The following is a 20,850-nucleotide window of genomic DNA, read 5'->3' as shown; positions in this document are numbered from 1 at the left end:
CCTAGTTTGATTTGACAGGTTTTTTTTCCTGTTTATCTTTATTTAATCTTCTGCTAAAGTCAGCAATTAATTTATAATATGCATTTGCCATCATCCAAATGCTTTCCTTCTCATCTTCAAAGAAATCGATATTAAAGCCATCTAAGTTATTATTTAGTGTTTTAATATAGTCTTTTAAAACAATAGAGCCTCCTCCAACAAAATAGCAAATTTCTGTTTGTGAATTTTTTTGCCAAACATTGCGAAGCAAGCGATATTGCTTTTTAGCAAGGTCCAACAGAATTCTATCCGTTATATCATGGACGCTCGTACGGCTGCCTTTTACCATGATATGATTTCGATTATTTTTTCTCGTAATAATTTCCACTACGTCTCTGCGACTATCCAATTCAATACCATGTTTGGATCTAATTTCTTCTCTAATTGCTTCCAATGATTCAGATACACCTAGATTAAATCCTTGCGCCTTATCATCATCTACATTGCGATCTTTAATCACAGCAATATCTGTTGATAGGCCGCCAATATCTTGAATTAAAATGCGTTTATCAATTAAATCCTTGTTAATAATATTTAATTGATTATCCATGACTAAATTGATAAAGGCAGCAAATCCTTCAGGATACACTTTTACTTCATCAAATTTAATATTCACTTTCAATCCTTGATACTTAGGAGTAATTAAAAACTCAACTTGATGGACAGAACCCATTAATTTTGAACGATAGCCTGAGTCCTTTCCTTCCTTTACTTCACGCAAAGGAAGTCCTGTGCCAAGCATATAACTCGCATCCACAACATTTCCCGACTTTTTAAAATCAGCAGCATTGTCTTCTCTTACAGCGTCTAACGCTAATGCCGTGAATAACATCACTAATGTTTGATCTTCTTCAGACTTGCTGCTACCTGGATCTAGCTCTGAAGCATTGTCGCTTTTTGTCGCGAGATTTCCCACTCGGTAAATTGCATTGTTCTCTTTCAAAGCAGGGGAGTGGACTCTAATATGTATTCCATCTAGAGGATTTTTACTATCTAGTTCTTCAATTCCAATTACTGGTCTATCTTCGATGTCTCTTGCAATAACATTTGGCAGATTAATTTCATGATCAATCTTGCCAAATATTGCTTTGAGAGAGTCATTCCCTACATCGACAGCTGCAATTCTAGAATTCGTCATATAATATCCAACCCTTCCATTCTCTTTTTAATAAGAGGTGATAGTTTAAGAGTAATAGAGTTTCTTCTATTTAGCAATGAAGCATTGCTAAAAGTTATCAAAACGTAAAAACGTAAACAAATAGCAAAGTTTCGTATACAAACACACATAAAACGTTTACTTGTATACATTTTTGTACACTTCCCTATACACAAGGATGTATACATATTTGTAAACTTGTATACAAAATTGAATTCAATTGTACACGTATTTGTATACATGTTTATTAAAAAGTAAACTTGTATACAAATGCAACAATTCATTACAAACTTTTCTAATTAAACAGGTGTAAAAATACAGATAGTGATAAAGAAAATAGTGGGAAGACAAGCATAGCGTTTTTTCTACTAAACATATCGCTTCACATAATAATATAAGGCAAACAATCGAGGAGTTAAAACCGCACATTTCCAATATAACCAAAATAAAGTAAGTTCCTTACAAACCAAAAACAATTTTAACATAATTTAAAATAAATTTAATATTTCCCGAAAAACCCTGATATATCAATAATTATACGAATCATTGTTTACAATATACTTAACTTTACTTTGACCAAAAAAGCATAAAAAGTTATTATAGTATAGGTATAAAAGGAGGACGTACAATGTCAGATGATAGACAACGAATTGTGGATAGCGTACCTCAAAAAGGATTCTTCGGACACCCTAAAGGACTATTCACACTATTTTTTACTGAATTTTGGGAGCGCTTTTCCTATTATGGGATGAGAGCAATCCTCGTATACTACATGTACTATGAAGTATCAAAAGGCGGACTGGGACTGGATCAAACAACTGCCCTTTCTATTATGTCCATCTATGGATCACTTGTGTACATGTCCGGAATCATCGGTGGATGGTTCGCTGACAGAATATTTGGTACATCTAAAGCCGTATTCTACGGCGGCGTATTGATCATGCTTGGTCATATTGCATTGGCAATCCCAGGAAGCATTGCATTATTCTTTGTTTCTATGGTATTAATCGTCCTTGGAACAGGGTTATTAAAACCTAACGTATCAAGCGTTGTTGGTGATATTTATAGTGAAAATGACAATCGCCGCGACTCGGGCTTTAGTATTTTCTACATGGGGATTAACCTTGGTGCATTCATTTCTCCATTAATTGTTGGGCAAATGATGAACTATAGCTTCCATTTAGGATTTAGTATTGCCGCTATTGGTATGTTTATTGGTTTAGTTGTTTTCGTTGCTACTAAGAAAAAATATCTTGGTCTTGCAGGTACACAAGTACCTAACCCGTTAGCTCCAAATGAAAGAAAGAAAGTTTTCACAAGAATTGGAATTGGCGTGCTATTAGTAGCCATTCTTATTGCAGTAGGTATTCCAACTGGATTCTTAACTTTTGATAGCTTTGTATTAATTGTCGGGTTTTTAGGTATCGGTATTCCCATTGTGTACTTTACAGTTATGTATCGAAGTGAAAAAACGACTGATGTTGAACGCTCTAGGTTAATCGCTTACATTCCACTGTTTATTGCAGCTGTAATGTTCTGGGCTATTCAAGAGCAAGGCTCAACTATTTTAGCGAATTATGCAGATACACGTACAAATCTCGAATTCTTTGGATTTACTTTATCTCCTGCTTGGTTCCAATCGTTAAATCCATTATTCATCATCACATTGGCACCTGTTTTTGCATGGATGTGGATGAAACTTGGTAATCGTCAGCCTACAATACCGCAAAAATTCTCATTAGCGTTATTATTTGCCGGATTATCATTTTTAGTTATTCTACTTCCTGCTTACTTTGGAGGAACTGATTCATTAGTTAGCCCAATGTGGCTTGTACTGAGCTACTTTATTGTTGTACTTGGAGAACTTTGTCTATCTCCTGTTGGCTTATCTGCTACAACAAAACTAGCTCCAGCAGCTTTCTCAGCACAAACAATGAGCCTTTGGTTCTTGGCAAGTGCAGCAGCACAGGCAATCAATGCACAGGTAGTTAAATTCTATTCAGTTGATACTGAAATGCTTTATTTTGGAATTATTGGCGGTGTTTCAATTCTTCTATCGATTGTTCTATTTATGCTAGCTCCGAAAATCCAAGGATTTATGAAAGGCATTAAATAATAAGCATGAAAGGGTGATCCGCAATGGATCACCCTTTCAATTTTACGACTTCAACAAAAGATTACAGGCCAGCTCTTATACTTCTACTTCTGTACCCACACCTGCAGCAATCGCTTTATCATAAACTGCCGCAGCCGCTGCAAGATCAAAATACGCTGCACCGACAGATTTAAAAAAGGTAATCTCTTCTGCTGTTTCCCTTCCGGAAATAGTTCCAGCTGCTAATTCCGTCAATTCTCCATGAAGCTGATCAAAGCTCCATTTTCCCTCATTGACTGGAATGATTAAATCGCCTGCTTCATCCTTCACACCTACGATTGTATCCGCTACTATCTTAGATGCTTTCTCAATTGTTTCATAATCAACTTCCTGCATATGAGGCAGGTAAGACCCGACGCCATTTATATGTGTGCCCGGCTTCAGTGATTTCCCAGAAAATACAGGTGTTTCTGAACGAGTGCTACAAATAACAATATCTGCTTGCTCTACAGCCTTATCTGCATTTTCCAATACTGTCAAATCTCCTTTATAGGACGGGACTATTTCATTTAGCTTCTCAGCAAAGTTCCTTGCTTTATCAGCTGACCGGTTATATAAAATGATATGAGAAATATCTCTTACTTCACACACCGCTTGCAGCTGCTCTTCTGCCATTGCGCCACAGCCAATAACAGCAACAGTCTTTGCATCTTTTCTTGCTAATTGCTTTGTAGCAACACCGCTAATGGCACCGGTTCTTAATCTCGTTAAGTATGATGCATTCAGGCATGCTACATGCTGTCCATCGTACGCATCGCTTAACAAAATCACTCCTTGTGTCGTTTTCATGCCTTGTTTAGGATTATCCGGAAAAATCGTCACCACTTTTACCGCCGATTTTCCGATTGGTTCCATTGCACTTGGCATATACAGCGCGGATGCGTTTTTTGATGGAAAATCTAATACTGTACGATGAGGATTTAATATTTTCCCTTCGTTATAGGCAATTAAAGCTTCTTCCATATCCTTAATCGCATCCTCCATTGAATAGAGCGATCGGATTTGTTTTTCTGATAAGATAAGCATAATTATCCTCCAATCATGAAAAGGGAACCGCATATGCGACTCCCTACTCATCAAATTTTCTTAAGCCACTTCTTCTTCATCCAAGTCTTTGTTGCTGCGTTCACGTACTGCAATCATTGCAATCAGTGATATTACAGCACATAGAATAATATAGAGCGCAACTGGAACATAAGAATCATTAAATGCTGCCAATAGGGCTGTGGCAATTAGCGGTGCTGTTCCCCCTGCTAAAGCTGCACCAATTTGATAGCCGAGTGTAATCCCAGTATAACGTACATTTGATTTAAATATTTCTGAGAACATTGTTCCAAGTACAGCTGTAATTGGCGCCCAAATGATGCCAAGGCCAATTACAGTAGCAATCATTAACCATGCAACACTTCCTTGATGCAGCATCCAGAAGTACGGGAATGCATATAATGCCATTAATATTGTACCAGTAACATACAATTTTTTTCGACCAATTTTATCTGACAAGCTGCCCATGATTGGAATTAAAATTGTAGTAACAATCGTTCCAATGGTTACAGCATTTAGCGTTTCAGTACGAGAGAAACCTAATTGTGCAGTAGCATACGATACAATAAATGTACCAAAGATATAGAAAGGCGCAGTTTCAACAACTTTTGCACCGACTGAGATAATTACTTCTTTCCAGTGTGTGCGCATCGTTTCCACTAGTGGAACCTTTGCGATGTCTCCGCTTTCCTTTGCCTTCTTAAATGATGGCGTTTCATCAATTCCTTTGCGAATCCATAAACCAAAGAATACTAACAATGCACTCATAATAAATGGCACACGCCATCCCCAAGAGATGAACTGCTCTTCTGGCAAAAGCGTCATAATTGATAGTGCTATCGTACCTAATAGCATACCAATTGTTACTCCCATTTGCGGAACACTTCCAAAAAATCCGCGTTTTTCTTTTGGCGCATATTCTACTGCAAGAAGGACTGCTCCGCCCCACTCACCACCAAGACCAATACCTTGGATCAAGCGCAAAACAATTAATAGAATCGGTGCCATTACACCGATAGATTCATAGGTTGGCAGGAAACCCATTAATACGGTAGATCCACCCATGATTGTCAATGTTAAGACAAGCGTCTTTTTTCTGCCAATTCTGTCTCCAATATGGCTAAAAATAATGCCTCCTAATGGGCGAATGAAGAATGCCAATGCAAATGATGCATATGCCAGCAATAGTCCCACCGTTGGATTATCACTGTGGAAGAAATATTGATTGAATACAAGTGCTGCCACGGTTCCATATAGGAAGTAGTCAAACCACTCAATTGAACTGCCGACAAGACTGGCAATCAATACTTTTCTATTTTGTTTCTTGTCCATTATAGGTAAACCTCCCAATATAAAATATGAATGATTAAAAAAATTTAAACTTTTTAATATCTTAGTATAATTATACAAAAAAATCTATAGTTTTTTAATAATTTTAAAAATGGGAAAATATAGGGGTGATTTAATAATTCTTAAATTATTTTGTTATATCGATATAAATTGACCTCTGAAGCAGGCTATTAAATCAATATAAATGGGAATACTGAATGAAATAAGGCTGATTTCGTACAATTTAACCCTCCGCCTTTCTTTTTTCATTTTTTTCCTTATTATATTTATGTAATCTGCGTTTATTTAATATATTGGAGTGACTACATAGTGGAGAAGAAAAAGGCATTACCTATTCTTTTTGCGGTGATGTTCCTTGTTATGTCAGGGTTTGGGATCATCATTCCAGTAATACCGTTTTATGCGGAAGAAATTGGCGCCAGTCCTGCACAACTCGGATTTTTAATGGCGATATACTCTTTGATGCAATTTCTTTTTGCTCCTTTATGGGGAAGAGTTTCTGACCGATATGGCCGAAAACCGGTTATGTTGATTGGGATTTTAGGATTATCACTCTCCTTCTTCTTAATGGCAATTTCTAGTGAATTATGGATGCTCTTTGTGGCAAGAATCATCGGCGGAACACTTTCTGCAGCAAATATGCCTACTGCTATGGCTTATGTGGCTGACATCACCACTGAGGAAAATCGAGCAAAGGGTATGGGCATGATTGGTGCTGCAACAGGACTTGGATTCATCTTTGGACCTGCCATCGGAGGACTGTTCTCGCAAATGAGCTTGAGTACTCCATTCTATGTTGCAGGAAGCTTATCCTTAATTACTAGTTTATTTGTGCTTTTCGTACTAAAAGAATCATTAACGAGTGAAGCAAGAAACAAGCAAGGTAAAAACAGGCCTTCGCTGTTCTCAGCTTTCAAAGGAACAACATCCATTCTGTTTATTTTAAATTTATTTGTCTCTCTATCCCTTGCTGGTCTTGAAGCGACTTTTGCGTATTTTGCTGCCCAGAAAGCAGGCTTAAGCACTGCCCAGCTCGGTCTTATTTTTATGATTATGGGCTTCGGGTCTGCCATTGTTCAAGGCGGATTAGTAGGCAGGCTTTCCAAAAAATATGGAGAAGGTGCGGTCATTCAAGGCGGTATCATCGTTTCTATTATTGGAATGGCGCTTATTTTATTAATGAACAGCTTCACGACTGCAGCCATCTTCTTAACCATCTTTGGAATGGGAAATGGTGCGATAAGGCCAGCCATTTCGTCGATGCTAACTAAAACCGCACCATCCGGCCATGGAAATATCACTGGGCTGCTGTCTTCATTTGATTCATTAGGGAGAATAATCGGTCCTCCACTAGGCGGGTTTTTATTTACTATATCAATAGGATTTCCTTATATTTCAGGAATCATCTTATCTGTGTTTGCCTTATTGCTTTACCAAGTTTATAAAACAAAGGCAACCACTAAAAACAGTTTGGAAGCATAACTATCCAAAAAAAAGATGAAAGCAAATTAGCTGCTTTCATCTTTTTTATTTTACAGCCGAAGGAAAATAACGCTGTTTTAATTTTGTAGACATCATTTCTAATACGATAGCTACGAGAAGAATCGCATAGGTAATAAATCCAACCTCGCGCAGATCAAAATAGAAACCGGATGCCATAAACAATTCAAAGCCGATTCCTCCTGCCCCTGCGGCTGCCCCCATGGCAACGGCAACTGAAAAGTTAATTTCAAATCTTAAAAATGTCCATGAAAGCAGGTATGTTGAAGTCGAAGGGATGACCGCATGTGTGACTGTCTGCCACCAACCGGCCCCAGTCGATTTTAATGCTTCGAGCATGCCTTTATCCACTTCTTCAAATGCCTCTGAAAAAGCTTTTACTAAATAAGCAACAGAATGAAAAAGCATCCCCAGTATCGCTGCCTCGCTGCCTAATCCTGCGGCAATCGCAAAGATAAGGACCCATAGAACTGTTGGTACAGCCCGAATAAATGCAACGAAGATCTTTATTGCTTTTGACACCCATCTATTAGATAAATTCACTGCAGACCATAGGGCAAGAAAAAATGCGATGATTGCGCCTAATATTGTGGCAAGAACTGCAAGAGAAATCGTTACGCCAAGCTGGTAAAGGCCTTCTCTCCATGTAAAGTGGCTGAACGCAGGCTGCAGAAACATTGTCTTTAAGTTGGATGCCGTTTCAACGACTGCACGTCCTATATCAAGACCTGTATAATCGAACAAAAGGAAGGCAATGACCGTTAATAAGGTCAGGCTTATGACTGTTGTGTTTATGACACTGTTTACCTTGTTGCCGGCTTTAATATTAATGCGACCAGCCTTATTTCTTTTCACATAAACTGAATCCATTATAGTATCACCTTCCTTACATGGTTCGATAGGAGTTCAATCATAATGACTGCAACAACTATAAGCAATGTAACGAGTGCGACAGCTTGATAATCGAGCATTTTATAATAAAGATCAAAAGCATAGCCGATGCCCGTTCCAGTTAAAATGCCGACGAGCGTTGCGCTCCTTATATTTGTTTCTATCATGAATAAGATCCAGCTAATCATCTGCGGCAAGCATTGAGGAATGACAGCCTTGGCGACAATTTGAAAGTAAGTAGCGCCGGTTGCTGTTAATGCTTCAAAGGCACTAATTCCCGCCTCATCAATTGATTCGATGAACGCTCTTGTTAAGAAGCCAACTGTACCAACGAACAGCGCTAAAAAGCCGGTCATTGAGTTTTGGCCAAAGGACAGCAGCAGGATGAGCGCCCATGCAACTACAGGGATATTCCGTGCAAATGAAGCGATTAACCTTGCAAATGCACTTAGCACACCATTCACTGCCGTCGTTTTCGAACCTGCCACACCTAGAAAAAATGAGAGAATCGCAGCAGTCGTCGTAGCCGCAATCGACATAAATATCGTTTCGATTAATTTTTCCATGATATTCGGAAGCTTCGAAAGGGTATCTGCTGTTATGATTAAATTTTCACCCATCCAGATGAACGCTGATGGAATGGTTAATATCCCGTCTATTAAATTGAAGTCAGTCATGCTTGCTGAAAAAAACGATACAGCAATAATCGCAATGAAAAAAACAGTCGTTTGAAGCTTCCGCTTTTTAAAAGTATTCTCATTCATTGGTTTAGCCCCTTACACGGTGATGAGCTCTCTGGTGCTCATGCCATAGACTCTTTTAAGATAGATTTGGTCCAATTGCAAGTTAGAGCCATCAAAGACGATGCTTCCGTCATTCAAGCCAATAATCCTGTCAGAGTAAGATTGGGCAACCTCTACCTGATGCAAATTAACAATGCATGTAATGCCCATTTCCTCAGAAATTGATTTAAGATAATCCATTATTATTTTGGATGAATGAGGGTCTAGGGAAGCGATTGGCTCGTCGCATAAGATGAGTTTAGGATCTTGAATCAGCGCCCGGCATATGCCCACTCGCTGCTGCTGACCACCGCTCAACTGATCGCATCGTTTATAGGCATGCGCCTCAATACCTAACTTTTCCAACAGATAGAAGGCACGCTCCTTCTCCTCTTCTGAAAACCTCGCTAGCACTCCTTGAAAAGTAGATTTATAGCCAAATCGACCATGGAGGACATTTTCTATGACAGTTAATCTCGGAACTAGATTATAGTGTTGAAAAACCATGCCAATATTTGTTCTAGCTTCTCGAAGTTGCTTTTTCTTTAATTGCCGCAGGTCCTGGCCATCAAAAATCACTTCGCCATCATCCGCCTCTACTAGACGGTTTAAACAACGTAATAATGTTGATTTGCCAGCACCCGATGGTCCGATAATTGATAGAAATTCACCAGTCTCGGCAGTAAAGTGAATATCCTTTAATACTTTTGCATCGGTTTGATATGATTTGTTCAAACCTCTTACATCCAGTAATGACATTTCCATCGACTCCTTTTTTTGGCTTATGGCTGCCTTCTTCAGATGTAATTCACCCTTTAGGAATAGATCATTCTATATAAGCCGGATAAGAAAAACTATGGCATGCGCCTGAAACTCATTTCTATGTGACTAAGAAGTGAATTGGATCTTCCTAAGCTTGCCGCCTCGTTTATAGTGGAGCGAGTGCCGAGCGACTGCTCGCCTTTAGTGTATCGACTGTCTCGCTTAGTGAGGCTTTCTATTTCAGCTGAAATTATCTAATTTACACATTGTCTACACGCTGAGATTTGGAGAATGCCATGTTTTTCTCATACTACTTTGATAGCTCACGAATTGGATCGAACCATTTATCTTCTACCGGGGCGAATCTTTCATCCCCAGATTTGAAGAATAATGCTGATTCATTTGAGTCTTCAGGAACAAAGATTTTTTCATTGTTTGCTACGTCATCAGATGAAAAATATTCTTGGAGCTTTTTAAATCCTTCCTCGCCAAGTAGATCCATGTTTCCTACGAAAGGAGCATTTAGTACAGGTGTCACACTGATTAAAATAAATTCTTTACCTTTTACTGTATTAAATGGTTCTGACGCATCGTCTTTCACGCGATAGACGGAGCCTGCACGGTTTGGTTCACCTTCTACTAGCTCAACATAGTTTTCTACACATGTATCACAGAATGCAGCGACATCTGCATTACCGTTTAGTAAATTTACGGCAGATCCTTGATGAGAATTTCCAAACAATACTTGTGAAAACAAAGGACCGCCTTCCATTAGATCCGTTTCTTCTAGCTCTTTATCTGTAAAGTGTGAGATGATGCCTGATGCTGGTACTTTAAAACCTGATGTAGAGCTGTTAGAGACGAACGACATTTTTTTATCAGCGATTGTATCGAGCGAGAAATCCCCGTCTTTTTTATAAGCTTCCTGATCATCGATATTGACCGCGAGCCAGCTGTGATAAACCGCATCATCCAGTGTGCCTGAAGCACCCGTCGGCACGACTAATGGCTGGATTTTCTCGTTTCGTTGATTTGCTTCGATATATCCTTGGGCACCCATGAACGCAAGCTCTGCATTATTATTCACAATGGTTTCGATTGCAATGGCATAATCAGTTGTTAAATGATGCTCCACTTCTTGACCGGTTGCATCCTTAATTAGTTCGCCAATTTCATCGCGCGAAGCTTTCATATCTGAGCCAGATTCATTTGGATACCAAACAACATCAATTACGCCTCCATCCTCAGCATTTGCAGCTCCATCACTTGCACCACCGCTACTTTCTGCACAAGCTGCCAACGTAATCGTAAGTACCAATAACAAACCAAACATAAAATACCTTTTCATCAACCTCATTCACTCCCTACTAACTAAAATAGTAAACCTCTTCTTAATACAATCCATTTTCCAGTTCCATTTAACCACATAACCCCATCCAATTGTTTGAATTTACAGTCTCTTAACAACAACAAAACCTTCCTTAATAAAATGGGTACCTGTCACCCACAAACTTCGACGAATTTCGACATAGTTCTGCTGTGGGTGATTGGTGGCTGCCGATTTGGGTGGGTGGGCCGTAGTGGCCGTGGTAGTCGGAGCCGCCTGTCATTATGAGATTGTATTGGTCGGATAGCCTTTCTACTTTCTGATGGTCAGATTCGGTATGATCAGGGTGATTTCTTTCGATTCCATCAAGCCCTGCTTCAATGAGCTCAGGTATTAAATCATAGGAATCGAGCTGACCCGGGTGCGCAATGACTGCCGTTCCTCCATCCGCCTTTATCGCCCTTACTGCATCGAAAGCATCTGCATAAACGATATCCCCAGAGGCTACCCCCTCGCCTTTAAAGAGCCGCTTATATAAATTTTGATAATGGATAGAATCATAAGGAGAATCGGTTAGTACGTTCATAATATGCTGTTTATAGATGGTCGTCCCTGTATCCCGTCCTGCTACAATCAGGTCAGCGTCGACTTCGATTCCGCTCTGTCTTATCTGCTCTATCTGCCATAGCGAATGCGCCTGCCTTTTCTCAAGAATATGGCTGCACAGGCTTTTTATATGAGCAGCATTCGGGCTATAGTCATAACCGAGTACATGTACCTTTCGATCCCTTTTAAAATCAAATGCAGAAATTTCTATGCCTGGAATCGCTGTTATCCCGTACATTTCTCCAAGTTGACTGATCGCCTCATACCCAGCTACTGTGTCATGATCAACAAAGCTAATATGTGTTACTCCATATTCTTTTGCTTTCTTGAAAACTGTTTCCACACTGTCAGAACCATCAGAGTAATCACTATGGACATGTAAATCAGCCTTCATATGACTGCTCCCTCACTTGTATATTGCCTGCGCTTCATATCAAACACCTTATCGCATAAACCATCCATAAATTCAATATCATGAAACACACCAGCAAGTGTCGTGCCGTTCTTTTTCAGCTTCTCTATCAATTCACGCACTTTTACTTTTGATTGCTCATCTAAACTGGCTGTCGGTTCATCCAATAAAAGCAGACGTGGCTTCTTTACCGCTGCCATAGCAATATTCAAACGCAGCTTCTCTCCCCCCGAAAAAGTATTAGGATACGTATCCCATAATTTCCGATCCAGCTCGAAATGAGATAGCACATACTCTGCTTCCTCTTTTGCAACAGATGCGGGTTTTCCCATCTCCAACACAGACTGTTCGACGAGCTCCCTTGATGTCGTTCTTGGCATCACATTCAAAAATTGTGACACATAGCCAATTTCGTATTTCCGCAAATATAATATTTTCCTTTCTTCTGCTTGCAGTAAATCGATTAAGCCGTATTCTTCAGAATCATAAAGTATCTTGCCCTCATCTGGTAAATACGTACGATAAATGCTTTTTAAAATCGTAGATTTGCCACTGCCGCTTTTACCTGTGATACCAATGAATTCTCCTTTATCTATAGAAAAATCAATTTGTTCCACCGCACGAATCGTTTGATTCAAATGGGAAATCGTAAAACTCTTACCAAACCCCTCAACCTTTAAAAACGTCATCTCAAGGCCTCCTTCACTACTGTGCGTGTACGATAATTTGTTTTCGTCAGCAAAGTGCCATTCACCATCGAGCCGGTTAACATGGGATAGCCATCATCCATTCTTTCAATCATGATAAGATCAGCCTTCTTGCCAGGCTTAATTGATCCAATTTCGTCATCAAGCTTAACAGCCTTTGCCGGATTCAGCGTCACCATCATAAACATTTGATGCAAATCATGTCCGTACTTCTCATGGAGCTGAAAGACAGCATGCAGCATGGCAGGCGGATAATAATCGCTGCATAGAATATCGGCACAATTATTCGAGATCGCCTCAGCTGCCGATAGATTGCCAGAATGAGAGCCGCCGAGCAGCACATTAGGTGCACCAACAATCGTTTGCAGACCGCTTTTTTTCGCCTTTTTTGCCACCTTTAATGTAATGGGAAACTCACTGATTGATGTTCCAATCGATTTCACCAAATCAATCTTCCGCTCATGGTCATCATCGTGAGAAGCCACAGCAATGCCCTTTTTCAGTGCCACCTCAGCAATCTCTTTCATTTTCTCCATGTTTAAGATAGGGCTGTTGATGCGGTTGTTGATAATATCATCCAGCTGCTGTTCACTTAATTCGCGATAGCCTCTTAAAGTTTCGCGATAAATCTCCAAATTACGGTATTGCCCTTGTCCAGGGGTATGATCCATAAAGGAGAGGAGATGCACTTTCCCTTGTTCAATATTGTTTAATAGTCTGTCAACTTCGCCAACATTATCAATCTCAAACCTTGCATGCAGCCGGTGGCGAATCAGATGGGGCTGATGATGAGTCTCGTGGATCGCATCTACGAGCCGCTGTACATTTTTTGGGTAACGCATCGGCTTATGCGTAAAAATATCCTCGCGATAAAAAGAGAGCGAATGAAACATTGTCGTAATGCCATTCCCAATTAGAATCTTTTCCGCTTCCCTTAAGCTTATATGAACATCCATCATGCTCGTAGGCCTTGGTGAGACAATTGTTTCAATATAATCTGAATGTATATCTATGAAGCCTGGCGAGATAAAACCGCCATTCGCATCAATTCTTTCAGCATTTGGGAAACGCCCGATCTCATTCTCTAAAATGATAGAATCAATAAATTCGCCTTCCACTACTACGGCATAGCCCTCCGCAATTCCCTCTTCTAATACAAGCTTGCCATTATGAATAATGATCATTTTATCCTCCTCCTAGAGCAATGAATAGACTAGCTGTTGCGTATATGGGTTTTGCGGGTCTTCTAAAATTTGGTCTGTTAAGCCTTCTTCGATTATTTCCCCATTTAACATGACCAACGTTCGATCAGCCAGCATGCGAATGACTGCGAGATCATGTGAGACAACGATCATACTAATGCCCAGCTCACGCTGAATGGTTTTGATTAAATCCAATACACTTGCCTGAACAGAAAGATCCAAACCTGTTGTCACTTCGTCTAAAAAGAGAATTGGCGGGTTATTGGACAGCGCCTTGGCTATTTGGACACGCTGCTGCATACCACCAGAGAAGCGTTTTGGCTCCTCCTTCATGCGAAAAAGAGGGATGTGAACTTTCTCCAGTAATGTTTTCCCAATACTTTCCATTTCTGCTACATTTCTGCCCCCGGCAGCGATAAGTTTCTCAGCAATATTGCCCATCGCTGAAAAGTCCATTTTTAGTCCCTTTAACGGGTTTTGATAAACCATTCCAAAATGATAATTACGAATATAGCGCTTTTGCTGGCTGGACAACTCTAATACATTTTCCTCTTGGAACTCTTGGTTATTTAAAATTAATTCTCCCGATGTTGCTGCTTCATCAAAATAAAGACATTGCATTAACGTTGATTTTCCGCTACCGCTTTCGCCAACAATCCCTAAGATTTCCCCGGGAAATAAATTAAACGATATATTTCGACATGCATAAACGGTGCCGCATTGTGGACAATAGTTTTTCTCCAATTTCCTTGTGCTTTCATTGTGACATGTGCTGCAGCCCGGACCAAATTGCTTCTCCAAATTCTTTACCGATAAGATGGCGTCATTATGCATAGCTGCTTTCCTCCTTTGCCTTCTCATGGCTGTTCAGCTGCTCGAGACAATAACTCGTATCATTGCATTGATAATGAACATCGCCTGTCGCTGAATCCAATACCTCATCTAAAAAAACATCTGTCGCCCCGCAAAACCGGCACGATTTACCGGAGAACTCTTCTACAGCAAATGGATAGTCCTCAAAGGCTAAAGATTGCACATCAGTATAAGGAGGAATAGCATAGATTTTTTTCTCTCTTCCAGCACCAAGCAATATAAGCGCATCTGATTCATTCATTTTCACATTATCAAATCGTGGAATCGGACTCGGTGCCATGACATAACGGCTGTTCACATAAACTGGATGATCTGCACCGGTCGCTGTTCTTCCGTATTTCATAATCTGCTCAAACAGCTGCAGCCATGCACCGCTATACTCCTCTTCTGAATGTAAAATTTTGGTCATGTATTCACGAGGTTCTACTTGGCGAAGCGGCTCGGGAGTAGGAACCTGAAGAACGAGAATCTGTCCTCCCTGCAACGGAATTTCAGGTATGCGGTGCCGTGATTGGATAATTGTTGCTTCCTGTGTCCGTTCTGTAATTTCCACGCTTGTCGTATTATGGACAAGCTTTTTAATGCTTACCGCATTTACCGATTCATCTGAACCTTGGTCGATGACCTTTAAACAATCTTCGCGGCCAATGATCGACAAGGTAATTTGCAGACCACCGGTCCCCCAACCCCGCGCAATCGGCATTTCCCTTGAAGAAAAAGGGACTTGATAGCCTGGAATCGCCACTGCTTTTAAAATTGTCCGGCGAATTTCCTTTTTTGATCCTTCATCAAAAAACGCAAAATGATGTTGATTCATCCTTGCTCCTCTCCCTTCTTCACTTGTCTTACGCTATCCAATTTCGATTGAAAGGTTACATAATGTGGCAGTTTCAAGTGTGAAATAAAGCCGGTTGCCTCTACCGAATCAATATGCATTAATACAAATTCCTCATCATGTGTGGGAAAAGAGGACGCTGGATGTTCCAAACATTGATCAAGAATGCTCATTGCTATTGCCTTTGTCTCATTTTGTCCGTAGCAAATGCCATAGCCGATTTCAAACTCCAGCTGCTCTACATTTTGTTCATTTTTCACTTTTACAGGAACAAAAGACTCGACTTCTGTCACTTCAATTTCCCCGATGTAATAATGATTTTCTGGACTCTCATCCAATTCATGCGGGTGCGAAATAAGAACAGGAATTTCGCCGACACGTACTTCACCTACAGTAGGATGCACCTGCCCATAACCTCGCAGTGAGGCATAACCAAGAGCCGTTACTGCTCCTGTTTGCCCTCGGGTTAGAGTTTGTAATCTCGCACTTCTTGGTACAGGAAATTGAATGCTTTGTTTTGTAATATCAAACGGGCTCGTTTCATCCATGCTATAGTTTTTAAATAAGCCTTCTTTTCGCAAATAGTCGACAACCTTAGGGAAATACTTCACTTCAGCATCCGGTTTCAGCTCCATGACTTCCTTAGCAAATTCATGGAGCCATTCCGCATTCATTTCCACCGACTCATTCAGCAAATCAAAATCCATCAGCCGATGCGTATAATCCGTCGTTGCCCCTAATAATTGTCCACCAGGAATATCTTTGAAACTGGCGGAGATTCTTCGCTTCACTTCCATCCTCTCAGTCTCTGCGGTTTCACTATAATAGAGGCGCGGCAAAGTCGAGCGATGCGCTCTCATAATAAACACCGCCTCTTCCATACTGCCTTCAGCCTGCTTAATAGCAAGAGCCGCTAAATAAGGAGCATAGAGACTGCTTTCTGACATTACTTGATCTACCAATGATTTCATTGTTGCAAGAATGGTCTCTATTTCTAATATTTTTTCTCCTTTTAACCTGTCATACTGCAACCTTCTTAATGAAGCATCGATAGCCTCCGTTCCACCTTTTACAGCTACATAACCCATTTCAGTGCACCTCCTTTAAATCCATCTCTGCCGTCCTTGGAATACAGGCTAATCTCCCGGAGGAATCAGTGATAATTAGGTCGATTCCCATCGGAAACTCTTTATTCTTTTCCTCTCTTGCAATGAACATCTCTTTAGAAAATGCAAATGGGAAATGTGATTTCGTTTTTATTCCAGGTCCAGTTAACACAGTTCCTTCTTTTTCAGTTAAAGACTCAACCTCCAATATAATCGTGCTTGAGCGGTTGGGATCGATTAATGTTCCTTGTTTAGCCTGTCGAATGGCATCAGCTGCTTCCTGCTCGGAACATTCCTTTGATGCAATAATAAAATCTGCTTCAGAAACAGACACATGCTTGGATAAAGTGTATTGCGAAATTTTATCTATTAAATCTGAATTACCAGTTGGAAGGACATGAAATGTCACTTCTGAGTCCAGCAAGGTAAGTGCGCACAAAAAGGTAGAATGAAAACAGTTAAGCTGTGTATCTATTCGAGAAGCTACTCCCGCCACATTTGCAACCGTTCCAGGTCTAGCCATACTGTCCAATATTTTTCGAAAAACAAACTGTGTATCATGTACGATATCAATTGCCATAAGGTCAGCTCCTTTTCAAATTAAATATCCATCGTTTCAAATGTAACCTTCGTTTTAAAAAGCGCAGCTTGTTCCTTTGTTTTATCTCTATGAAGCACCTGCTCCATCTCAAGCAAGCGCGTTTCCCATTCAATTGTTTGGGGAAGCTCAGCCTTATAAGCAGCATCAATGATCGCTAACTGCCTTGCGCGCTCATCCTCCATGCCCATTAGCATTCCGATGCCGGCTTGGCCTTCAACCTCCACTTTAGCCTCGGTCATTAACACTTCACCGATATAGAAAAGTGAATTTTTTGCTGTCTCTCTCATTTTCACCATTGTCATGCCATACCGCGGCAAAACAATATCGATTACCTTGTAATGTTCAAGGATTGCATCCGCTAATTCCTTCGCTAATAATGGACTGCCCTGGATAAGTATTTTCGTTCTTCTTTGTCTGTTCATTCCCCTAACCTCCTCTACATCCCAATCGTAACTTGGCGCCAAGTTTTTGTGTTTTAAGAAATTTTTAATATTCTGTAAACCTGATTTACTTTGCTTTTACATTCCAAAAATATTGCCAAGTATTGTGATGCTGTTAATTTCTGCTACAGATGCTCACTCTTTTGCTGGCATCAATTGGCGTAAACGCGTGTAAGATCTCACCTGTCGCAATGCTCTCGCTGGAGTCTCGCACTTTTTTCCCGCAACAATCTCTTAAAAAAGAGCCCAAAAAAAATAGCCCCCTTTGGGAACTATCTGGTCATGTCGTATTTAAATTTATCACTTCGATAGATGATTTCGTTAAACTCCAATATTTTTCCAGATTCACAGTCGATTGTATTGCTTTCTAATACAATTAAAGGAATCATACTGTTGCAGTTTAATCGCTTTTGTTCCTCCGAGGTCGGGAATCTTACACATAAATACGTTCCATTACTCGTAAATTCTTTATATCCATGTTTTCGATAATAAGCAAACATAGAAGAGATAGACGGACCATCCCTATCTATATCAGGAAAAGCCAATTCGCTAACATATGACTGATGGATGGCCATCGGCTCATTTTCGATTAAGCGCAGCCTAGATACTTTATAAACATTTCCTTCCAGCTTTTGATAGATGGGAGAACGTGAAGGTTCTTTTTGACAGCTTATATTCACTGTCTTTAAATTATAGCCTGCTTCAGTCATCTTATCTGTAAAGCTTTCACTGCCTGTTAAATGCAAGTGGATAGGCTTAGCTTCTTCTTTTAAAAAGCGGCCTTTTCCCTTTATCGTATATACATGGCCTCTAGCTTCCAATTGCTGTAGCGCTTTGCGCACGGTAATTCTCGGAGCTGTGAATTCCTCTGCCAGCTCATTTTCTGACGGAAGTTTTTCCCCTGGTATCAGCTTTTTTTCTCTGATCATTTGCATTACCGCATCGACAATAACAGCTTCTTTACCTCCTTGCATAAAGCATCCCCCCTCTCGATTATATTGTAGCAAAAAAGAAGGGCTCAAATTTTTGAGCCCAGCACTATATTAAGCCGCTTACTCAGGTTGGCAGCTTTTTATTTTTTCATATGATTTAGCAGCTTTTCGTAGATAGATAAATACTGTTTTATTTCTTCTTCAGTTAAAACACTAAACAGCTCTAGTCTTAATTCCTGCCCTTTCCTTTGGGCCTCTTTCAATACTTCGATGCCCTTTGGAGTGATGTTCAACAATACATGGCGGCGGTCGTTCTCATTATACTGCCGTTCAGCAAATCCAAGCTTCACTAATTTAGTCGCGATATTCGTCATTGCTCCAGGTGTATAACCGAGATCATTTGCCAATTCAGTTTGTTTTCTCGCTCCTTTTGCTTTTAGCTCTGATAATACTAAGACAGGCGATATCCCAATATTATACTGAAACGATTTTGTCCATTTAATCACCGTTTCATTAGTAACCGTTTCAATCGCATGAATCAGCTTAAAGATATTTTCTTTTTCCAAAATGTCCTCCTATTCCCTATCTTAATTTCGTTGCCCCGCCATCCACCATAATTGTTTGGCCTGTAATATAATCTGCGTCCTCAGATGCTAAAAAGACAGCCACTCTGCCAATATCACTTTCTAACTCACCAAGTCTTCTAAGCGGGATTTTAGAAAGCATAGACTGATAATATTCAGGCTGTTCTTGCGCCCATTTTTGCACCCCTGGTGAATTGGCAATTGGTGAGATCAAATTCACATTAATACCAAAAGGACCAAATTCATTTGCAGCTACACGAGATATGGCACGGATCGCTTCTTTGGCGGCCGCATAAGAAGCTTGATTGGTGTCGCCGTTAATACCCGCTCCAGAAGCAAAATTAATAATCTTTCCTTGCGTTTCTTTTAAGTGCGGCAGCGCAGCCTGCATTAAGTAAAACGTCGGATAGAAGCCGGTATTAAATGATAAGTCTAAGTCTTCTTGAGTGATTTCCTCAAAAGGCTTAATTTTTGTTGCATGGGCGTTATTTACTAAAATATCAAGTTTACCATAGTGCTCAATCACTTGTTCAATCAAACCTGGAAGCTTCTGTTTTTCTGCTAAATCCGCTTGAATAAACATAGATTCCGGCTGGTATTCGTGTAATTCTTTTATTGTTTTTTGCCCTTGTTCTTCATTTAAATCTATGATTACCACTTTTGCTCCTTCTTTTACAAAAGCAGCAGCCATTCCTTTACCTATACCTGATGCACCGCCAGTAATAACAGCAACTCTATTTTCTAATTTTCCCATAAATAATCTCTCCCTTCACACTTATTTTAACACTAAAATATTTAACATTAAAATAATATATTATAAAACCTATTACTACGGATTGTCAGGCAAAAGGTATATAATATGAGTGAAAATAATTAGAAGGAGGAGATTCTATGTATGTTGTTACGAACAGAATCAAGATGAAACCAGGGTTTGCTGAAAGAATGGCGCCAAATTTCACAAAGCCAGGCCCGCTTCAGGAAATGAAGGGATTTGTAAAGGTTGAAACGGTCATTACACAAAGTCTGACAGATTATGATGAACTAAGTGTAAATATGTATTGGGAAGACCTTGAAAGCTTTCAGGCATGGAAAGAAAGCGATATTTTCAAGCAGGCTCATCATCGCCCTGAACCAAAGCCAGGTGAAGAACCTAAAGAATCTCCTATGATTAGCAGCGAAATTATCATTGGAAAAGTAGCTACGACAGTTGAAGCGATTTCCAATAAGTAAAGGAAATGAATGATGAGGAGGCCACTTGAATAGAGTGGCCTTGTTTTCAATTTTTTCTTAACGCTAGGCTCAATCGGAGTTTTATTTTCTTTTAACTATCTATTATGGGGACAGCTTTGGTTTTCTTCCCTTGATTTAAGCTCAATTGGGCGATGGGACGCGGGCTCTTCTCCTTTTTACTCTTCTTTTCCCTCAGATGGGCGATGAGACGCTCGCTCTTCTCCCTTTCTACTACTTTTCTCGCTCAGATGGGCGATGAGAGGCTCGCTCTTCTCCCTTTCTACTCTTCTTCTCCCTCAGATGGGCGATGAGATGG

Annotated in this window: 21 protein-coding genes; 3 read left to right on the top strand and 18 right to left on the bottom strand. The window is 40.0% G+C overall.

Annotated elements, in window-relative coordinates:
- Window position 1: 1 nt before the first annotated feature.
- Window positions 2-1,177: a ParM/StbA family protein gene (locus CWS20_RS17870; RefSeq protein ID WP_066188901.1), complete on the bottom strand. Its 1,176-nt coding sequence runs from the start codon at window positions 1,175-1,177 to the stop codon at window positions 2-4.
- A 646-nt stretch (window positions 1,178-1,823) separates the two neighbouring features.
- On the opposite strand from CWS20_RS17870, the gene CWS20_RS17865 reads away from it, so the two are divergent.
- Complete coding sequence (locus CWS20_RS17865) at window positions 1,824-3,311, top strand: peptide MFS transporter (protein WP_066188898.1); 1,488 nt, start codon at window positions 1,824-1,826, stop codon at window positions 3,309-3,311.
- Between the two features lie 75 nt (window positions 3,312-3,386).
- Here the strand turns inward: CWS20_RS17865 and CWS20_RS17860 are convergent, their stop codons facing one another.
- A complete protein-coding gene (locus tag CWS20_RS17860; RefSeq protein WP_066188895.1) occupies window positions 3,387-4,376 on the bottom strand; it encodes an ornithine cyclodeaminase family protein in 990 nt (329 codons plus the stop codon).
- Window positions 4,377-4,436: 60 nt separating this feature from the next.
- Window positions 4,437-5,726: an MFS transporter gene (locus CWS20_RS17855; RefSeq protein ID WP_066188893.1), complete on the bottom strand. Its 1,290-nt coding sequence runs from the start codon at window positions 5,724-5,726 to the stop codon at window positions 4,437-4,439.
- A 327-nt stretch (window positions 5,727-6,053) separates the two neighbouring features.
- Here CWS20_RS17855 and CWS20_RS17850 point away from each other — a divergent pair, with 327 nt between their 5' ends.
- The gene (locus CWS20_RS17850; RefSeq protein WP_101226357.1) at window positions 6,054-7,226 is read left to right on the top strand and encodes an MFS transporter; all 1,173 of its coding nucleotides are present in this window, start codon (window positions 6,054-6,056) and stop codon (window positions 7,224-7,226) included.
- A 45-nt stretch (window positions 7,227-7,271) separates the two neighbouring features.
- On the opposite strand, the gene CWS20_RS17845 is transcribed toward CWS20_RS17850, so the two are convergent.
- The 15 genes from CWS20_RS17845 to CWS20_RS17775 all read right to left on the bottom strand — a co-directional run bounded on the left by CWS20_RS17845 (window position 7,272) and on the right by CWS20_RS17775 (window position 20,058).
- On the bottom strand, window positions 7,272-8,114 hold the full coding sequence (locus CWS20_RS17845; RefSeq protein WP_066188890.1) for an ABC transporter permease subunit: 843 nt from the start codon (window positions 8,112-8,114) through the stop codon (window positions 7,272-7,274).
- On the bottom strand, window positions 8,114-8,899 hold the full coding sequence (locus CWS20_RS17840; RefSeq protein ID WP_066188887.1) for a PhnE/PtxC family ABC transporter permease: 786 nt from the start codon (window positions 8,897-8,899) through the stop codon (window positions 8,114-8,116). The genes CWS20_RS17845 and CWS20_RS17840 overlap by 1 nt, the downstream gene beginning before the upstream one ends.
- A gap of 12 nt (window positions 8,900-8,911) precedes the next feature.
- Window positions 8,912-9,676 (bottom strand): phosphonate ABC transporter ATP-binding protein, encoded by a 765-nt coding sequence (phnC, locus tag CWS20_RS17835; RefSeq protein ID WP_066188884.1) that lies wholly within the window; start codon window positions 9,674-9,676, stop codon window positions 8,912-8,914.
- 313 nt (window positions 9,677-9,989) lie between these two features.
- On the bottom strand, window positions 9,990-11,027 hold the full coding sequence (locus tag CWS20_RS17830) for a PhnD/SsuA/transferrin family substrate-binding protein (RefSeq protein WP_066191949.1): 1,038 nt from the start codon (window positions 11,025-11,027) through the stop codon (window positions 9,990-9,992).
- 133 nt (window positions 11,028-11,160) lie between these two features.
- Complete coding sequence (locus CWS20_RS17825; protein WP_066188881.1) at window positions 11,161-12,006, bottom strand: PHP domain-containing protein; 846 nt, start codon at window positions 12,004-12,006, stop codon at window positions 11,161-11,163.
- Window positions 12,003-12,713 (bottom strand): phosphonate C-P lyase system protein PhnL, encoded by a 711-nt coding sequence (locus tag CWS20_RS17820; protein WP_066188877.1) that lies wholly within the window; start codon window positions 12,711-12,713, stop codon window positions 12,003-12,005. The genes CWS20_RS17825 and CWS20_RS17820 overlap by 4 nt, the downstream gene beginning before the upstream one ends.
- Window positions 12,710-13,915 carry a phosphonate metabolism protein PhnM gene (phnM, locus tag CWS20_RS17815; protein ID WP_066188874.1) on the bottom strand — a complete coding sequence of 402 codons (1,206 nt, stop codon included), beginning with the start codon at window positions 13,913-13,915 and terminating at the stop codon, window positions 12,710-12,712. Before phnM ends, CWS20_RS17820 begins: the two co-directional genes overlap by 4 nt.
- 12 nt (window positions 13,916-13,927) lie before the next feature.
- The gene (locus CWS20_RS17810; RefSeq protein WP_066188872.1) at window positions 13,928-14,767 is read right to left on the bottom strand and encodes an ATP-binding cassette domain-containing protein; all 840 of its coding nucleotides are present in this window, start codon (window positions 14,765-14,767) and stop codon (window positions 13,928-13,930) included.
- A complete protein-coding gene (locus tag CWS20_RS17805) occupies window positions 14,760-15,623 on the bottom strand; it encodes an alpha-D-ribose 1-methylphosphonate 5-phosphate C-P-lyase PhnJ (protein WP_066188870.1) in 864 nt (287 codons plus the stop codon). Before CWS20_RS17805 ends, CWS20_RS17810 begins: the two co-directional genes overlap by 8 nt.
- Entirely contained in the window at window positions 15,620-16,729 is a 1,110-nt protein-coding gene (locus tag CWS20_RS17800; protein WP_066188868.1) for a carbon-phosphorus lyase complex subunit PhnI, read from the bottom strand. Before CWS20_RS17800 ends, CWS20_RS17805 begins: the two co-directional genes overlap by 4 nt.
- A 1-nt stretch (window position 16,730) precedes the next feature.
- On the bottom strand, window positions 16,731-17,327 hold the full coding sequence (gene phnH, locus CWS20_RS17795) for a phosphonate C-P lyase system protein PhnH (protein ID WP_066188865.1): 597 nt from the start codon (window positions 17,325-17,327) through the stop codon (window positions 16,731-16,733).
- 20 nt (window positions 17,328-17,347) lie between these two features.
- The gene (phnG, locus tag CWS20_RS17790) at window positions 17,348-17,770 is read right to left on the bottom strand and encodes a phosphonate C-P lyase system protein PhnG (protein ID WP_066188862.1); all 423 of its coding nucleotides are present in this window, start codon (window positions 17,768-17,770) and stop codon (window positions 17,348-17,350) included.
- 290 nt (window positions 17,771-18,060) lie between these two features.
- A complete protein-coding gene (locus CWS20_RS17785) occupies window positions 18,061-18,762 on the bottom strand; it encodes a GntR family transcriptional regulator (protein ID WP_066188860.1) in 702 nt (233 codons plus the stop codon).
- 98 nt (window positions 18,763-18,860) lie between these two features.
- Window positions 18,861-19,286 carry a MarR family winged helix-turn-helix transcriptional regulator gene (locus tag CWS20_RS17780; protein ID WP_066188859.1) on the bottom strand — a complete coding sequence of 142 codons (426 nt, stop codon included), beginning with the start codon at window positions 19,284-19,286 and terminating at the stop codon, window positions 18,861-18,863.
- A 16-nt stretch (window positions 19,287-19,302) separates the two neighbouring features.
- Window positions 19,303-20,058: an SDR family NAD(P)-dependent oxidoreductase gene (locus tag CWS20_RS17775; protein ID WP_066188854.1), complete on the bottom strand. Its 756-nt coding sequence runs from the start codon at window positions 20,056-20,058 to the stop codon at window positions 19,303-19,305.
- Between the two features lie 137 nt (window positions 20,059-20,195).
- Between CWS20_RS17775 and CWS20_RS17770 the strand changes: the two genes are divergently transcribed.
- The gene (locus CWS20_RS17770) at window positions 20,196-20,534 is read left to right on the top strand and encodes a heme oxygenase (RefSeq protein WP_066188851.1); all 339 of its coding nucleotides are present in this window, start codon (window positions 20,196-20,198) and stop codon (window positions 20,532-20,534) included.
- Window positions 20,535-20,850: the final 316 nt, after the last annotated feature.

Origin of the sequence: Cytobacillus horneckiae (genome assembly GCF_002835735.1) — a bacterium.
GTDB classification, from domain to species: domain Bacteria; phylum Bacillota; class Bacilli; order Bacillales; family Cytobacillaceae; genus Cytobacillus; species Cytobacillus horneckiae.
Note: the sequence above shows the minus strand (reverse complement) of the source record. Positions and strands in the feature narration are given on the sequence as shown.

Excerpts from the sequence above, each read along its gene's own strand:
- CWS20_RS17870 (WP_066188901.1), bottom strand. The coding sequence starts at position 1,177 with ATGACGAATTCTAGAATTGCAGCTGTCGATGTAGGGAATGACTCTCTC.
- CWS20_RS17865 (WP_066188898.1), top strand. The coding sequence starts at position 1,824 with ATGTCAGATGATAGACAACGAATTGTGGATAGCGTACCTCAAAAAGGA.
- CWS20_RS17860 (WP_066188895.1), bottom strand. The coding sequence starts at position 4,376 with ATGCTTATCTTATCAGAAAAACAAATCCGATCGCTCTATTCAATGGAG.
- CWS20_RS17855 (WP_066188893.1), bottom strand. The coding sequence starts at position 5,726 with ATGGACAAGAAACAAAATAGAAAAGTATTGATTGCCAGTCTTGTCGGC.
- CWS20_RS17845 (WP_066188890.1), bottom strand. The coding sequence starts at position 8,114 with ATGGATTCAGTTTATGTGAAAAGAAATAAGGCTGGTCGCATTAATATT.
- CWS20_RS17840 (WP_066188887.1), bottom strand. The coding sequence starts at position 8,899 with ATGAATGAGAATACTTTTAAAAAGCGGAAGCTTCAAACGACTGTTTTT.
- phnC (WP_066188884.1), bottom strand. The coding sequence starts at position 9,676 with ATGTCATTACTGGATGTAAGAGGTTTGAACAAATCATATCAAACCGAT.
- CWS20_RS17830 (WP_066191949.1), bottom strand. The coding sequence starts at position 11,027 with ATGAAAAGGTATTTTATGTTTGGTTTGTTATTGGTACTTACGATTACG.
- CWS20_RS17825 (WP_066188881.1), bottom strand. The coding sequence starts at position 12,006 with ATGAAGGCTGATTTACATGTCCATAGTGATTACTCTGATGGTTCTGAC.
- CWS20_RS17820 (WP_066188877.1), bottom strand. The coding sequence starts at position 12,713 with ATGACGTTTTTAAAGGTTGAGGGGTTTGGTAAGAGTTTTACGATTTCC.
- phnM (WP_066188874.1), bottom strand. The coding sequence starts at position 13,915 with ATGATCATTATTCATAATGGCAAGCTTGTATTAGAAGAGGGAATTGCG.
- CWS20_RS17810 (WP_066188872.1), bottom strand. The coding sequence starts at position 14,767 with ATGCATAATGACGCCATCTTATCGGTAAAGAATTTGGAGAAGCAATTT.
- CWS20_RS17805 (WP_066188870.1), bottom strand. The coding sequence starts at position 15,623 with ATGAATCAACATCATTTTGCGTTTTTTGATGAAGGATCAAAAAAGGAA.
- CWS20_RS17800 (WP_066188868.1), bottom strand. The coding sequence starts at position 16,729 with ATGGGTTATGTAGCTGTAAAAGGTGGAACGGAGGCTATCGATGCTTCA.
- phnH (WP_066188865.1), bottom strand. The coding sequence starts at position 17,327 with ATGGCAATTGATATCGTACATGATACACAGTTTGTTTTTCGAAAAATA.
- phnG (WP_066188862.1), bottom strand. The coding sequence starts at position 17,770 with ATGAACAGACAAAGAAGAACGAAAATACTTATCCAGGGCAGTCCATTA.
- CWS20_RS17785 (WP_066188860.1), bottom strand. The coding sequence starts at position 18,762 with ATGCAAGGAGGTAAAGAAGCTGTTATTGTCGATGCGGTAATGCAAATG.
- CWS20_RS17775 (WP_066188854.1), bottom strand. The coding sequence starts at position 20,058 with ATGGGAAAATTAGAAAATAGAGTTGCTGTTATTACTGGCGGTGCATCA.
- CWS20_RS17770 (WP_066188851.1), top strand. The coding sequence starts at position 20,196 with ATGTATGTTGTTACGAACAGAATCAAGATGAAACCAGGGTTTGCTGAA.